The sequence below is a fragment of the Pseudomonas sp. K8 genome (genome assembly GCF_014889455.1).
Classification (GTDB): domain Bacteria; phylum Pseudomonadota; class Gammaproteobacteria; order Pseudomonadales; family Pseudomonadaceae; genus Aquipseudomonas; species Aquipseudomonas veronii.
This window is the reverse complement of record NZ_VJWO01000030.1, coordinates 1-15,039: the sequence shown is the minus strand read 5'-3', so window position 1 is coordinate 15,039 and position 15,039 is coordinate 1. Positions and strand designations below refer to the sequence as shown.

The window sequence follows — 15,039 nt, the reverse complement described above, 5'->3', positions numbered from 1 at the left end:
TCGATCCGACGAATGGGGGCTGCCAGGGCCCAGACTTATTTATCGCAGAACTCAGTTACCGCTTGAGTTCAGCGCTTCGGTCAGTGCAGCTTCCACTTCACTGGCGCTTACGCGCAACGGCTTGTCAGCATCACGGCGGCGCTTGCGCTCGCTGTGGTAAGCCAAACCGGTACCGGCTGGGATCAGACGACCCACAACCACGTTTTCTTTCAGGCCGCGCAGGTAATCGCGCTTGCCGGTTACCGCTGCTTCGGTCAGTACGCGAGTGGTCTCCTGGAAGGAGGCCGCCGAGATGAACGACTCAGTGGACAACGACGCCTTGGTGATACCCAGCAGTACACGAGTAAATTTGGAAACAAATTTCTCGTCGGCTGCCAGACGTTCGTTTTCTACCAGTACGTGAGTCAGCTCCATCTGGTCGCCCTTGATGAAACTGGAATCGCCGGATTCAGCGATTTCAACTTTACGCAGCATCTGACGCAGGATGGTCTCGATGTGCTTATCGTTGATCTTCACGCCTTGCAGACGGTAAACGTCCTGGATCTCGTTAACGATGTACTTGGCCAGCGCACTCACACCCAGCAGACGCAGGATGTCGTGTGGATCGCTCGGACCGTCGGAGATAACTTCGCCGCGGTTTACCTGTTCGCCTTCGAACACGTTCAGGTGACGCCACTTCGGAATCAGCTCTTCATACGGATCGCTACCGTCGTTCGGGGTAATGACCAGACGGCGCTTGCCCTTGGTCTCTTTACCGAACGCGATGGTGCCGCTGACTTCAGCCAGAATCGACGCTTCTTTCGGACGACGAGCTTCGAACAAGTCGGCAACACGCGGCAGACCACCGGTGATGTCACGGGTCTTCGAAGTCTCTTGCGGGATACGCGCGATAACGTCACCGATCGCGATCTTCGCACCATCCGCTACACCGACCAGGGCGTTGGCTGGCAGGAAGTACTGAGCGATTACGTCAGTGCCTGGCAGCAACAGATCCTTGCCGTTGTCATCAACCATCTTCACGGCAGGACGGATGTCTTTACCGGCAGCTGGACGATCTTTCGCGTCGAGGACTTCAATGTTGGTCATACCGGTCAATTCGTCAGTCTGACGCTTGATCGTGATGCCTTCTTCCATGCCCACGTAGGTCACGGTACCTTTCATTTCGGTAACGATTGGGTGAGTGTGCGGATCCCACTTGGCCACGATTGCGCCAGCGTCGACCTTGTCACCTTCTTTAACCGAAATCACAGCACCATACGGCAGCTTGTAGCGCTCACGCTCACGACCGTAGTCATCAGCGATTGCCAGCTCACCGGAACGGGACACCGCAACCAGGCAACCATCCACTCGCTCAACGTGCTTGAGGTTGTGCAGGCGGACGGTACCGCCATTCTTCACCTGAACGCTGTCGGCTGCGGAGGTCCGGCTTGCCGCACCACCGATGTGGAATGTACGCATGGTCAGCTGGGTACCCGGCTCACCGATGGACTGGGCAGCGATAACGCCGACCGCTTCACCGATGTTCACCTGGTGACCACGAGCCAAGTCACGGCCATAGCACTTGGCGCAAATGCCGAAGCGGGTTTCGCAGCTGATCGGCGAACGAACGATCACTTCGTCGATGCTGTTGAGTTCGATGAACTCGACCCACTTCTCGTCAACCAGGGTGCCGGCAGGAACGATAATTTCCTCGGTACCCGGCTTGAATACGTCACGGGCAATAACACGGCCCAATACGCGCTCACCCAGCGGCTCTACAACGTCACCGCCTTCAATGTGCGGTGTCATCAGCAGGCCGTGCTCGGTGCCGCAATCGATCTCGGTTACAACCAGATCTTGTGCAACGTCTACCAGACGACGAGTCAGGTAACCGGAGTTAGCGGTTTTCAACGCGGTATCCGCCAGACCTTTACGAGCACCGTGAGTAGAGATGAAGTACTGAAGTACGCTCAAACCTTCACGGAAGTTCGCAGTAATCGGCGTTTCGATGATGGAACCGTCCGGCTTGGCCATCAGGCCACGCATACCGGCGAGCTGACGGATCTGCGCAGCAGAACCCCGTGCGCCCGAGTCGGCCATCATGTACATCGAGTTGAAAGACTCTTGATCGACTTCTACGCCATGACGGTCGATAACCTTCTCTTTCGAGAGGTTAGCCATCATCGCCTTCGACACTTCGTCGTTGGCCTTGGACCAAAGGTCGATCACTTTGTTGTACTTCTCGCCCTGGGTTACCAGGCCGGAGGCGTACTGACTTTCGATCTCTTTCACTTCATCGGTGGCAGCACTGATGATGCGGGCTTTTTCATCCGGGATAACGAAGTCGTTAACACCGATGGAAACGCCGGAAATGGTCGAATAGGCAAAACCGGTGTACATCAACTGGTCAGCGAAGATCACGGTCTCTTTCAGACCAACCACGCGGTAGCACTGGTTGATCAGCTTGGAGATCGCCTTTTTCTTCATCGGCAGGTTGACGACGTCGTAAGACAAACCTTTTGGCACAACCTGGTACAACAGCGCACGGCCGACAGTGGTGTCGACGATACGGACATTGCTCACGCTGCCGCCGTCACGGTCGTTCACGGTTTCGTGAATCCGCACTTTGACCTTGGCGTGCAGTGCGGCTTCGCCGGCACGGAACACACGGTCAACTTCCTGCAGGTCAGCGAACACACGACCTTCGCCCTTGGCGTTGATCGCTTCACGGGTCATGTAGTACAGACCCAATACAACGTCCTGCGACGGAACGATGATTGGCTCACCGTTGGCTGGCGACAGGATGTTGTTGGTCGACATCATCAACGCACGCGCTTCCAACTGAGCTTCCAGTGTCAGCGGTACGTGCACGGCCATTTGGTCGCCGTCGAAGTCGGCGTTGTACGCAGCACAGACCAGAGGGTGCAGCTGGATAGCCTTACCTTCGATCAGTACCGGTTCAAACGCCTGGATACCCAGACGGTGAAGGGTCGGTGCACGGTTGAGGAGAACCGGGTGTTCGCGGATCACTTCAGCGAGAACGTCCCAAACCTCTGGCAGTTCGCGCTCGACCATTTTCTTGGCCGCTTTGATCGTGGTCGCGAGACCGCGCATTTCCAGCTTGCCGAAGATGAACGGCTTGAACAGCTCAAGGGCCATCTTCTTAGGCAGACCGCACTGGTGCAGACGCAGGGTCGGGCCTACGGTAATTACCGAACGACCGGAGTAGTCAACACGCTTACCGAGCAAGTTCTGACGGAAACGACCTTGCTTACCCTTGATCATGTCAGCCAGGGATTTCAGAGGACGCTTGTTCGAACCGGTGATAGCGCGGCCACGACGACCGTTGTCGAGCAGGGCATCGACGGCTTCTTGCAACATACGCTTTTCGTTGCGCACGATGATGTCCGGAGCGGACAGATCGAGCAGGCGCTTCAAGCGGTTGTTACGGTTGATCACGCGGCGGTACAGGTCGTTGAGGTCGGACGTCGCGAAACGACCACCGTCCAACGGTACCAGCGGACGCAGGTCTGGCGGCAGAACCGGCAGAACGGTCAGCACCATCCACTCTGGCAAGTTGCCGGAACCCTGGAAGGCTTCCATCAACTTCAGACGCTTGGACAGCTTCTTGATTTTGGTTTCGGAGTTGGTTTGCGGAATTTCTTCACGCAGACGGCCAATCTCGTGTTCCAGGTCGATAGCGTGCAGCAGTTCGCGGACAGCTTCGGCACCCATGCGGGCATCGAAATCGTCGCCGAATTCTTCCAGCGCTTCGAAGTACTGCTCGTCGTTCAGCAACTGACCTTTTTCAAGGGTGGTCATGCCTGGATCGATAACGACATAGCTCTCGAAGTAGAGAACGCGTTCGATATCACGCAGGGTCATGTCCATCAGCAAGCCGATACGGGACGGCAGCGATTTCAGGAACCAGATGTGGGCAACCGGCGAAGCCAGTTCGATGTGCGCCATGCGCTCACGACGAACCTTGGCCAGTGCAACTTCAACGCCGCACTTCTCGCAGATCACACCACGGTGCTTCAAGCGCTTGTACTTACCGCACAGGCACTCGTAATCCTTTACCGGGCCAAAGATCTTGGCGCAGAACAGGCCGTCACGCTCGGGTTTGAACGTACGGTAGTTGATGGTTTCCGGCTTTTTAACTTCACCGAACGACCACGAACGGATCATCTCAGGCGATGCCAGTCCAATACGGATGGCGTCGAACTCTTCGACTTGACCCTGGTTTTTCAGCAAATTCAGTAGGTCTTTCAAGGCCTTTCCTCCTGGCGGAGCAGAGAGCGGGCCAAATAGCCCCGCTCTCGATTCGCGTCACGTGTTATTCGGTTTCCAGATCGATATCGATGCCGAGGGAACGAATTTCTTTGATCAACACGTTGAAGGACTCGGGCATGCCCGGCTCCATACGGTGATCGCCGTCCACGATGTTTTTGTACATCTTGGTCCGACCGTTCACATCGTCCGACTTCACTGTGAGCATTTCTTGCAGAGTGTAAGCAGCACCGTATGCTTCCAGTGCCCAGACCTCCATCTCCCCGAAACGCTGACCACCGAACTGAGCCTTACCACCCAGCGGCTGCTGGGTAACCAGGCTGTACGAACCGGTAGAACGAGCGTGCATCTTGTCGTCTACCAAGTGGTTCAGCTTCAGCATGTACATGTAGCCAACAGTAACCGGGCGCTCGAACTTGTTGCCGGTGCGGCCGTCGAACAGCTGCATCTGGCCGCTTTCGGGCAGGTCTGCCAGTTTCAGCATGGCCTTGATTTCGCTTTCCTTGGCACCGTCGAACACCGGGGTAGCCATTGGAACGCCGCCGCGCAGGTTCTTCGCCAGATCCAGGATTTCCTGGTCGGAGAAGGTATCCAGCTCTTCTTTGCGGCCGCCGATCTCGTTGTAGATCTCGTGCAGGAACTTGCGCAGGTCAGCAACCTTGCGCTGCTCTTCGATCATACGGTTGATCTTCTCGCCCAGACCTTTGGCCGCGAGGCCCAGGTGGGTTTCGAGGATCTGACCAACGTTCATACGCGAAGGTACGCCCAACGGGTTGAGGACGACGTCGACCGGGGTGCCATTGGCATCGTGCGGCATGTCTTCAACCGGCATGATCACGGAGACCACACCCTTGTTACCGTGACGACCGGCCATCTTGTCGCCCGGTTGGATGCGGCGACGGATTGCCAGGTAGACCTTGACGATTTTCAGCACGCCTGGAGCCAGGTCATCGCCCTGCTGCAGTTTGCGCTTCTTGTCTTCGAACTTGTCGTCCAGCAGACGGCGGCGATCGACGATGTAGGCCTGGGCCTTCTCGAGCTGCTCGTTCAGAGCGTCTTCAGCCATGCGCAGTTTGAACCACTGGCCGTGCTCAAGACCATCGAGGACTTCGTCGGTGATGTCCTGACCTTTCTTCAGGCCCGCGCCGCCTTCGGCCTTGTGGCCTACCAGAGCGGAACGCAGACGTTCGAAGGTCGCGCCTTCAACGATACGGAACTCTTCGTTCAGGTCCTTGCGGATCTCGTCGAGCTGGGTCTTCTCGATGGACAGCGCACGAGCATCACGCTCAACGCCGTCACGGGTGAAGACCTGTACGTCGATGACAGTACCTTTGGTACCGGTCGGTACGCGCAGGGAGGTGTCTTTAACGTCGCTGGCTTTTTCACCGAAGATGGCACGCAACAGCTTCTCTTCCGGAGTCAGTTGGGTCTCGCCTTTCGGAGTGACCTTACCGACCAGGATGTCGCCTGCGCCAACTTCAGCACCTACGTAAACGATACCGGCTTCGTCCAGCTTGTTCAGTGCAGCTTCACCCACGTTCGGGATGTCTGCAGTGATTTCCTCTGGCCCAAGCTTGGTATCACGCGCCACACAGGTCAGTTCCTGGATGTGGATCGTGGTGAAGCGGTCTTCTTGAACCACACGCTCGGACAGGCAGATGGAGTCTTCGAAGTTGAAGCCGTTCCACGCCATGAACGCGATACGCATGTTCTGGCCCAGCGCCAGTTCACCCATGTCGGTGGACGGGCCGTCAGCCATGATGTCGCTGCGCTGAACGCGATCACCCTTACGCACCAGCGGACGCTGGTTGATGCAGGTGTTCTGGTTCGAGCGGGTGTATTTGGTCAGGTTGTAGATGTCGACACCGGCTTCGCCAGTTTCAACTTCGTCATCGGCAACACGCACCACGATACGGCTGGCATCAACGGAGTCGATCACGCCGCCACGACGAGCCACGACGCAAACGCCGGAGTCACGGGCTACGTTACGCTCCATGCCGGTACCTACCAGCGGCTTGTCAGCACGCAGGGTCGGTACAGCTTGACGCTGCATGTTGGAACCCATCAACGCACGGTTGGCGTCATCGTGTTCCAGGAACGGGATCAGCGACGCGGCGACCGAAACTACCTGCTTGGGCGATACGTCCATCAAGGTGACGTCTTCCGGCGCCTTGACGGTGAACTCGTTCAAGTGACGAACAGCTACCAGCTCGTCGACCAGGACTTTCTTCTCGTTCATCGTGGCCGAAGCCTGAGCGATCACGTGATCGGCTTCTTCGATGGCGGACAGGAATACGATCTCGTCGGTGACCAGAGCGTCTTTCACCACACGGTACGGGCTCTCAAGGAAGCCGTACTGGTTGGTGCGCGCATAGGCGGCCAGGGAGTTGATCAGACCGATGTTCGGACCTTCCGGCGTTTCGATCGGGCAAACACGACCGTAGTGCGTCGGGTGTACGTCACGAACTTCGAAGCCAGCACGCTCACGGGTCAGACCGCCCGGGCCCAGTGCAGATACACGGCGCTTGTGGGTGATCTCGGAGAGCGGGTTGTTCTGGTCCATGAACTGCGAGAGCTGGCTGGAACCGAAGAACTCTTTCACCGCCGCAGCCACTGGCTTGGCGTTGATCAGGTCTTGCGGCATCAGGCCTTCGCTTTCAGCCATCGACAGACGCTCTTTGACCGCACGCTCAACACGTACCAGGCCAACGCGGAACTGGTTCTCGGCCATTTCGCCTACGCAGCGAACACGACGGTTACCCAGGTGGTCGATGTCATCGACGATGCCTTTGCCGTTACGGATGTCGACCAGAGTCTTCAGGACCGCAACGATGTCTTCCTTGCACAGCACGCCCGAACCTTCGATCTCGGTACGACCGATACGACGGTTGAACTTCATCCGGCCGACCGCAGACAGGTCATAGCGCTCAGGGCTGAAGAACAGGTTGTTGAACAGGGTTTCCGCAGCGTCTTTGGTCGGTGGCTCGCCAGGACGCATCATGCGATAGATCTCGACCAGCGCTTCCAATTGGTTGCTGGTGGAGTCGATCTTCAGGGTGTCGGAGACGAACGGACCGCAGTCGATATCGTTGGTGTACAAGGTCTCGATGCGAACAACCTGGGCCTTGGCGATTTTTGCCAGGATCTCGGTGTTCAGCTCGGTGTTGCACTCAGCCAGGATTTCGCCTGTGGCCGGGTGAACGATGACCTTGGCGGTCGTGCGACCCAGGACGTAGTCCAGAGGCACTTCCAGCGACTTGATACCGGCTTTTTCGATCTGGTTGATGTGGCGCGCAGTGATACGGCGGCCGGCTTCAACGATGACCTTGCCATTTTCGTCCTGGATATCCAGGACAGCAATTTCACCACGCAGACGCGAAGCGATCAGTTCCAGGCTGAGGGTTTCGTCCTTCAGGCTGAACACGTTGGTGGTGTAGAAAGCATCAAGCACTTGCTCAGTGGTATAGCCGAGCGCGCGCAGCAGTACCGAGGCCGGCAGCTTGCGACGACGGTCGATACGCACGAACACGCAGTCTTTCGGGTCGAACTCGAAGTCCAACCACGAACCACGGTACGGAATGATCCGCGCGGAGTACAGGAGCTTACCGGAGCTGTGCGTCTTGCCGCGGTCGTGGTCGAAGAACACGCCCGGGGAACGGTGCAGCTGGGAAACGATAACACGCTCGGTACCGTTGATAACGAAGGTACCGTTTTCAGTCATCAGTGGGATTTCGCCCATGTAGACTTCTTGCTCTTTGATGTCCTTGATCGCTTTGTTCGACGATTCTTTGTCGAAAATGATCAGACGGACTTTTACCCGCAAAGGTACGGCGTACGTAACACCGCGCAACACGCATTCTTTGACATCAAATGCCGGTTCGCCCAGGCGATAACCGACGTACTCCAGCGCAGCATTGCCGGAGTAGCTGATGATCGGGAAAACGGATTTGAAGGCCGCATGCAGGCCCACGTCGCGGAACTGATCTTTGGTCGCTCCCGCCTGCAAGAATTCACGATACGAATCCAGCTGGATAGCCAGAAGGTACGGGACATCCATGACGTCCGGCAACTTGCTAAAGTCCTTGCGGATACGTTTTTTCTCAGTATATGAGTAAGCCATCAGCGTTCCCCAGCTTGGTCACCTGCTTGTTTGGCCCTCCCGACGGGAGCAGCCAGAAAATCTTGCAAACCCCTTGGTTTGCACCACCGCACCGGGTGGCTACAGCACGTTAATGGCGGCGACCGAGTCGACAGCCAAGAACGGAAAAAGGCCGGTGGCAAGAGCCACCAGCCATCAGCCTTCAGCTTAACGCTTGGGCTGGAGACGCAAGGTCGATGCTTACTTCAGCTCGACTTTAGCGCCTGCTTCTTCCAGAGCGGCCTTGGCTTTGTCAGCTGCGTCTTTGGCAACAGCTTCCAGAACCATGGCAGGAGCGCCGTCAACTACAGCCTTGGCTTCTTTCAGGCCCAGACCGGTCAGTTCACGAACTGCCTTGATCACGTTTACTTTCTTCTCGCCAGCTTCCAGCAGCATGACGTTGAATTCGGTTTGCTCTTCAGCAACAGCAGCAACAGCGGCTGGGCCAGCGGAAGCAGCGGCAGCAGAAACGCCGAATTTTTCTTCGAAAGCTTTGATCAGCTCAACAACCTGCAGAACCGACATTTCAGCTACGGCGTTGAGGATATCTTCTTGGGAGATAGACATTACTGTATTTCCTGAATTGGGGGACGGCCTACGCGGCCATCGAAATAAACAAAAATACGCGAGAGAAAATGCTCAGCCTTAGGCTGCGGCAGCTTCTTTTTGCTCGCGAACTGCAGCCAGAGTACGAGCCAGCTTGCTGGTAGCGCCTTGAATCACGCTCATCAGTTGCGAAATAGCTTCGTCACGGGTCGGCAGTGTTGCCAGTACGTCGATTTGGTTAGCTGCGAGGAACTTGCCCTCGAACGCAGCTGCCTTGATCTCGAACTTGTCCTGACTCTTGGCGAATTCCTTGAACAAACGGGCAGCAGCGCCTGGATGTTCTTTGGAGAACGCGATCAGAGTCGGGCCAGTGAACACGTCGTTGAGGACACTGTATTCAGTGTCAGCAACAGCGCGCTTGAGCAGGGTGTTACGTACAACACGTACGTATACGCCAGCTTCACGAGCCTCTTTACGGAGTCCGGTCATAGCGCCTACTGTCACACCACGGGCATCAGCCACGACAGCGGACAGAGCAGCTTTGGCAGCCTCGTTGACTTCAGCGACGATGGCCTTCTTGTCTTCGAGATTAATTGCCACGGGTTTAACTCCTGCTTGTTACCGTTTCATCTGGCCGAAGCCGGATGTCGTTTTGGTGTCTGATTCGGTAAGGAACCGGGAGCACCATCTGCGTAGGCTTGAGGTTTAAGACTTGCGTCGCCTACGGTCTTGGATAGCCCCCGCCAGGCAGGGACCCCAATTTTTTCAATTGGCGCGATCGCTCACGCCAACTTGTGTCTTATACGTCCAGCGAGCCTTGGTCGATGACCAGACCTGGGCCCATAGTGGTGCTCAGGGTAACGCGCTTGACGTAAATGCCTTTCGAGGAAGCTGGTTTGATACGCTTCAGATCAGCGATCAGGGCTTCAACGTTTTCCTTCAGCTTGACGGCATCGAAGCCGACTTTGCCAACGGAAGTGTGAATGATGCCGTTTTTGTCGGTGCGATAACGAACCTGACCAGCCTTGGCGTTTTTAACCGCGGTAGCGACGTCTGGGGTTACGGTGCCGACTTTTGGGTTAGGCATCAGGCCACGTGGACCAAGGATCTGACCCAACTGACCTACAACGCGCATTGCATCCGGGGAAGCAATAACGACGTCATAGTTCAGGTCGCCGCCTTTCATTTCGGCAGCCAGGTCGTCCATGCCAACGCGATCGGCGCCGGCGGCCAGAGCAGCTTCAGCTGCTGGACCTTGGGTGAAGACAGCAACACGTACAGTCTTGCCAGTACCGTGTGGCAGCACAGTAGCGCTACGAACGACCTGGTCGGATTTACGTGGGTCAACACCCAGGTTCACAGCAACGTCAACCGACTCGCTGAACTTGACAGTCGACAGCTCGGTCAGCAGGGCAGCAGCATCTACAAAGTTGTAGGCCTTGCCTGCTTCGATTTTGCCGGCGATAGCCTTTTGGCGCTTGGTCAGCTTAGCCATTACACACCCTCCACGTTAAGGCCCATGCTACGAGCAGAACCGGCGATGGTACGCACGGCTGCATCCATATCAGCTGCAGTCAGATCCGCGTTTTTGGTTTTCGCGATTTCTTCCAGCTGAGCACGAGTCACGGTGCCAACCTTAACGGTGTTAGGACGAGCGGAACCGCTAGTCAGACCAGCAGCTTTCTTCAACAGAACCGAAGCCGGGGTCGACTTGGTTTCGAAGGTGAAGCTACGGTCGCTGTATACAGTGATGATCACTGGAGTCGGCAGACCTGGCTCAAGACCCTGAGTACGGGCGTTGAAGGCCTTGCAGAATTCCATGATGTTCACGCCGTGCTGACCCAGAGCTGGACCGACGGGTGGGCTAGGGTTGGCCTGAGCGGCCTTCACTTGCAGCTTGATGTAAGCGGTAATCTTCTTGGCCATGAGGCACTCCAATTACGGGTTCGAACGCCTCGAAAGGCTCCCCGGTTACTTGCGCGTTTATCCCAGTGACGACAAAACCCCACAGCCTAGGCTGCGGGGTTGGGATGCTTGCTCAGTTAGACCTTTTCGACCTGACTGAACTCCAACTCTACCGGAGTAGAGCGTCCGAAAATGAGCACTGCCACTTGGATCCGGCTCTTTTCGTAGTTAACTTCTTCGACGGTGCCGTTGAAATCAGCAAACGGACCATCGGTAACACGAACAACCTCACCTGGCTCGAACAACGTCTTCGGCTTAGGCTTGTCGCTACCGTCAGCAACACGACGCAGAATCGCTTCTGCTTCTTTGTCGGTGATCGGAGCAGGCTTATCGGCCGTACCGCCAATGAAGCCCATGACACGAGGGGTATCCTTGACCAAGTGCCAAGTACCTTCATTCATGTCCATCTGAACCAGCACGTAGCCAGGGAAGAACTTGCGTTCACTCTTGCGCTTCTGCCCATTCCGCATTTCAACCACTTCTTCAGTGGGAACCAGAATTTCGCCGAAGCCATCTTCCATGCCTGCCAGCTTTACGCGCTCCAGCAAAGAGCGCATAACATGCTTCTCGTAACCCGAGTAAGCATGCACAACGTACCAACGCTTAGCCACGGGACACCCTTAGCCAACAATCAAGGAAACAAGCCAGCCGAGCAGGGAATCAAGCCCCCACAACAGCAACGCCATAACCAGAACAACAGCCACAACAATCAACGTGGTCTGCGTGGTTTCTTGGCGAGTCGGCCAAACGACTTTACGAATTTCGGTGCGAGCTTCCTTTACCAGGACCGCGAAAGACTTGCCTTTGGCAGTCTGCAGGCCTACAAAGGCAGCTACAGCAGCGAGGGCGAGCAAAGCGAGTACGCGGTACAGGATCGGCGAAGCAGAATAGTACTGATTGCCAACAACGCCTACGACCACCAATGCGACTACAGCGAGCCACTTGACCAGATCGAAACGAGAGCTTTGAGCTTCAGCCTTAGGAGTCATCTATGAAGATCCTGTGAAAAGAAAGCCAGATACACCACGTGAATCTGGCAGGTCAGGAGGGAATCGAACCCCCAACCTACGGTTTTGGAGACCGTCGCTCTGCCAATTGAGCTACTGACCTAAAACAAAATCAGGCCGACCATTATGCAGGCCTGAAAAAGACTTTACAACAGCCAACCCCTAGAGACTTGAAACCAACCGGCGAAAACGCCCGTTACAACAGAATCAAGCCGAGATAGCCGTTAAAACAAAGGCAGATATTTTCATATCTGCCTTGTTATATGGAGCTCTTGAGCGGATTTGAACCGCTGACCTCACCCTTACCAAGGGTGTGCTCTACCAACTGAGCTACAAGAGCAAAACACGCTGCACAACCTGCAAACTTGGAGCGGGTAGCGGGAATCGAACCCGCATCATCAGCTTGGAAGGCTGAGGTTCTACCACTAAACTATACCCGCGGAGCTTGCAGCTCACGCTAAAAATGGTGGAGGGGGAAGGATTCGAACCTTCGAAGTCGTAGACGTCAGATTTACAGTCTGATCCCTTTGGCCGCTCGGGAACCCCTCCTAAGCGAGCCGGCATTCTACATCATGCCAGCCTTCTGTCAAGCATTTTCTCATTAAAAATATGAGGTTAGCTGCGTTGACCTTCGCTTCACACTGTAGGCCTTAAAGGTCTTCACTGCGAAGCGGGCGCCATTCTATGCAAACTATTCGAGAGTTGCAATGCCTTCGCACAGCATTATTTTATGTTTTAACTCATTGAATTCCTTAGCAAGGTTTTCAAACGGCAGATCCTCCGCCAGACGCCGGCTTTCAGGGGCCACACGAAGCCAGTAACCGGACGCCTCAGGTGTGCTCAACAGTTGAACCTTGACCTTTATATCCAGGCTTGTGAGGCGCTGCTCAAGCGACTGCGCCTGGCGCTGGTCGGCAAAGCCGCCGATGTATAAGCAGGTATTCTGCGCCTCGGGCGCTTTTGCTCGGTCACGCCGGGACACCGAGTCCGAGGACTCGCTTAGCAGCCGAATATCCTGCTGAGGGCCACGATACAGACTCAGGGGCGTGACATCTTTGGCGCGCAACGGCGCCTCTTGCTGATGCCAAACGTAATAGAAGGCATTAAGAACGAGTAAAAGCAAAAACAGCCAACGCATAAACACCTCAGGACAATGGACACGCCATGGCCAGACCAACGAAAACCAGGTCCGGGACCAACCGCGCCTGCGGCACGGCGTCCGAGACCAGATCAGCATCCCCACCCGTCAGGAATACGGTGAAATCATCACCCCAGTAGCTGCGGGCCAACTCGAGCTGGGTCAACACGAAGCCCCTGAGCATCAGCGTACAACCACGCTCGACAGCCTCCGCGGTCGTGCGCCCGGGGGAGAGCCGCTCCAGGGCACGCTCAGCCGCCGCGTCGTCGTAGCGTATCTTGCGGGTGTGCGTGCGCAACTGGTTGCGCATCAACGGCATGCCGGGGCAAATGAAGCCGCCCAGGTGCTGGCCGTCTGCCGCGATGAAATCGGCGGTGGCTGCGGTACCAAAATCGAGTACCAGGCACGCGCCCGAAGCCAACTTGAAGCCACCCAGCATCGCCAGCCAGCGATCAAGACCAAGGCGTTCGAAGTCTTGGTAGCCATTGCGCACGCCAGCCATCTCACGCGCGGGGACAGCACAGGAGACGACAACACCGAAAGCCCCTTGCAAAGCCTCGACCAGCTTATTGGTCTCTTCTGAAGCCCGAACACTCACCAATCGGCAACGCGCCAACGACAGGCCTGGTAGCGCCGCCAGGCTTTCAATCAATGCAAGGTCCGACCCCACAACACCTTCGGCACAAGCTTTCGCCTGATCCGATTCAAGTACGCGCCATTTGATAAAGCTATTCCCACAGTCGAGCTCAAGAATCATCACGCAACCTCAGGCTTAGCTCACCACCGCTGTATATTTTTTCAACACCATCGACGCTCAAACGCAACGCACCCTGGCGGTCGACCCCCAGAACCACCCCGTCAACCTGATTGACTCCAGCAATGAGGGACACCGCCCTGCCCTGCCATAAGTGATTCTGCTCCCACTCCTCCTGAAGCGCCGCAAAGCCGGAGGCGGCGTGTCGCTCCAAGTAACGTTGCAACTGCAGCCCCAGCCGCGCCACCAGTAGATTGCGATCTACGGGAGAGCCCGTTTCAAGCTGCACCGACGTCCACTGCTGATCGATTGCCGCGACTTTCTGCATATTTACGTTGATGCCGATCCCGAGCACAACGTGACAGATATCAGCAGGATCGCCGACCAACTCCAGCAGGATACCGGCAATTTTCTTCTGCCCCACCAAGACATCGTTTGGCCATTTCAAGGCAGCTCCTTGCACGCCCGACTCGCGCAAGGCCTGCATGACCGCAAGCCCCACAACCAGGCTCAGCCCCTCTAGCTGCCGCAGACCGCCCTCGATGCGCAGCACGAGGCTGTAATACACATTCTGAGCGAACGGGCTGACCCACTTGCGCCCCCGTCGACCTCGCCCGGCGCTCTGCTGCTCGGCGAGCACCAGGAATGGTGCCGCGCACCCCGCATCGACAAGGCGCAAGGCTTCAGCATTGGTGGAGTCAATGGAATCGGATATGTGGACGGGCCACGCCAGGGAAGGCGCCTTCAGCGCGATGTCTTCGGCATTCAAGAACACCAGCGGCGATGCCAATTGGTACCCCCTGCCACGCACTTTGTGGATGGGCAGGTTTAACTCAGCCTCAAGATGCTGAAGCTGCTTCCATACAGCACTGCGACTGACGCCCAGGGCAGCGCCCAGCGCTTCCCCGGAGTGGAATCGACCATCTTTCAGAAGTTTTAACAACGTCAGCATGCAAGTATCGCCTCACAATGAGGCACGCATGATAGCCATGCGCAGGGTCATTGCATAGAAAGGCCGGGCCTTAGCACTGACGTCCGTCGCAATGAGCCCCTTGACCCTTTCCGACCGCCCAAAACAAAACCCCTGTCTGCGCGAGCAAACAGGGGTTCTGGAATTTAATCTTGACGATGACCTACTCTCACATGGGGAAACCCCACACTACCATCGGCGATGCATCGTTTCACTGCTGAGTTCGGGATGGGATCAGGTGGTTCCAATGCT

Annotated in this window: 11 protein-coding genes, 4 tRNA genes and 1 rRNA gene; all 16 read right to left on the bottom strand. The window is 56.4% G+C overall.

Going from position 1 to position 15,039, the window contains the following annotated elements; genetic code table 11:
- Window positions 1-51: 51 nt before the first annotated feature.
- A complete protein-coding gene (gene rpoC, locus INT12_RS19435; protein ID WP_017848799.1) occupies window positions 52-4,251 on the bottom strand; it encodes a DNA-directed RNA polymerase subunit beta' in 4,200 nt (1,399 codons plus the stop codon).
- A 64-nt stretch (window positions 4,252-4,315) separates the two neighbouring features.
- Window positions 4,316-8,389 (bottom strand): DNA-directed RNA polymerase subunit beta, encoded by a 4,074-nt coding sequence (gene rpoB, locus INT12_RS19430; RefSeq protein WP_017848798.1) that lies wholly within the window; start codon window positions 8,387-8,389, stop codon window positions 4,316-4,318.
- Window positions 8,390-8,608: 219 nt separating this feature from the next.
- On the bottom strand, window positions 8,609-8,974 hold the full coding sequence (rplL, locus tag INT12_RS19425; protein ID WP_046486495.1) for a 50S ribosomal protein L7/L12: 366 nt from the start codon (window positions 8,972-8,974) through the stop codon (window positions 8,609-8,611).
- Between the two features lie 78 nt (window positions 8,975-9,052).
- A complete protein-coding gene (gene rplJ / locus INT12_RS19420) occupies window positions 9,053-9,553 on the bottom strand; it encodes a 50S ribosomal protein L10 (RefSeq protein ID WP_016969477.1) in 501 nt (166 codons plus the stop codon).
- A gap of 199 nt (window positions 9,554-9,752) precedes the next feature.
- Window positions 9,753-10,448: a 50S ribosomal protein L1 gene (gene rplA / locus INT12_RS19415; protein ID WP_003232403.1), complete on the bottom strand. Its 696-nt coding sequence runs from the start codon at window positions 10,446-10,448 to the stop codon at window positions 9,753-9,755.
- Window positions 10,448-10,879: a 50S ribosomal protein L11 gene (rplK, locus tag INT12_RS19410; RefSeq protein ID WP_003176435.1), complete on the bottom strand. Its 432-nt coding sequence runs from the start codon at window positions 10,877-10,879 to the stop codon at window positions 10,448-10,450. The genes rplA and rplK overlap by 1 nt, the downstream gene beginning before the upstream one ends.
- A gap of 116 nt (window positions 10,880-10,995) precedes the next feature.
- On the bottom strand, window positions 10,996-11,529 hold the full coding sequence (gene nusG, locus INT12_RS19405) for a transcription termination/antitermination protein NusG (protein ID WP_003176436.1): 534 nt from the start codon (window positions 11,527-11,529) through the stop codon (window positions 10,996-10,998).
- A 9-nt stretch (window positions 11,530-11,538) separates the two neighbouring features.
- Entirely contained in the window at window positions 11,539-11,907 is a 369-nt protein-coding gene (secE, locus tag INT12_RS19400; RefSeq protein ID WP_003194658.1) for a preprotein translocase subunit SecE, read from the bottom strand.
- Window positions 11,908-11,952: 45 nt separating this feature from the next.
- Window positions 11,953-12,028: transfer RNA gene (locus INT12_RS19395), tRNA-Trp, on the bottom strand.
- A gap of 161 nt (window positions 12,029-12,189) precedes the next feature.
- Window positions 12,190-12,265: transfer RNA gene (locus tag INT12_RS19390), tRNA-Thr, on the bottom strand.
- A 26-nt stretch (window positions 12,266-12,291) separates the two neighbouring features.
- Window positions 12,292-12,365 (bottom strand) — tRNA-Gly (locus INT12_RS19385).
- Window positions 12,366-12,389: 24 nt separating this feature from the next.
- Window positions 12,390-12,474: transfer RNA gene (locus INT12_RS19380), tRNA-Tyr, on the bottom strand.
- Between the two features lie 142 nt (window positions 12,475-12,616).
- Window positions 12,617-13,063, bottom strand: coding sequence for a hypothetical protein (locus tag INT12_RS19375; protein ID WP_017848796.1), 447 nt, complete (start codon window positions 13,061-13,063; stop codon window positions 12,617-12,619).
- A gap of 7 nt (window positions 13,064-13,070) precedes the next feature.
- Entirely contained in the window at window positions 13,071-13,820 is a 750-nt protein-coding gene (locus INT12_RS19370; protein WP_057005468.1) for a pantothenate kinase, read from the bottom strand.
- Complete coding sequence (gene birA / locus INT12_RS19365) at window positions 13,810-14,769, bottom strand: bifunctional biotin--[acetyl-CoA-carboxylase] ligase/biotin operon repressor BirA (RefSeq protein ID WP_017848794.1); 960 nt, start codon at window positions 14,767-14,769, stop codon at window positions 13,810-13,812. Before birA ends, INT12_RS19370 begins: the two co-directional genes overlap by 11 nt.
- A gap of 168 nt (window positions 14,770-14,937) precedes the next feature.
- Window positions 14,938-15,039 (bottom strand): 5S ribosomal RNA (gene rrf / locus INT12_RS19360); the annotation flags it as partial.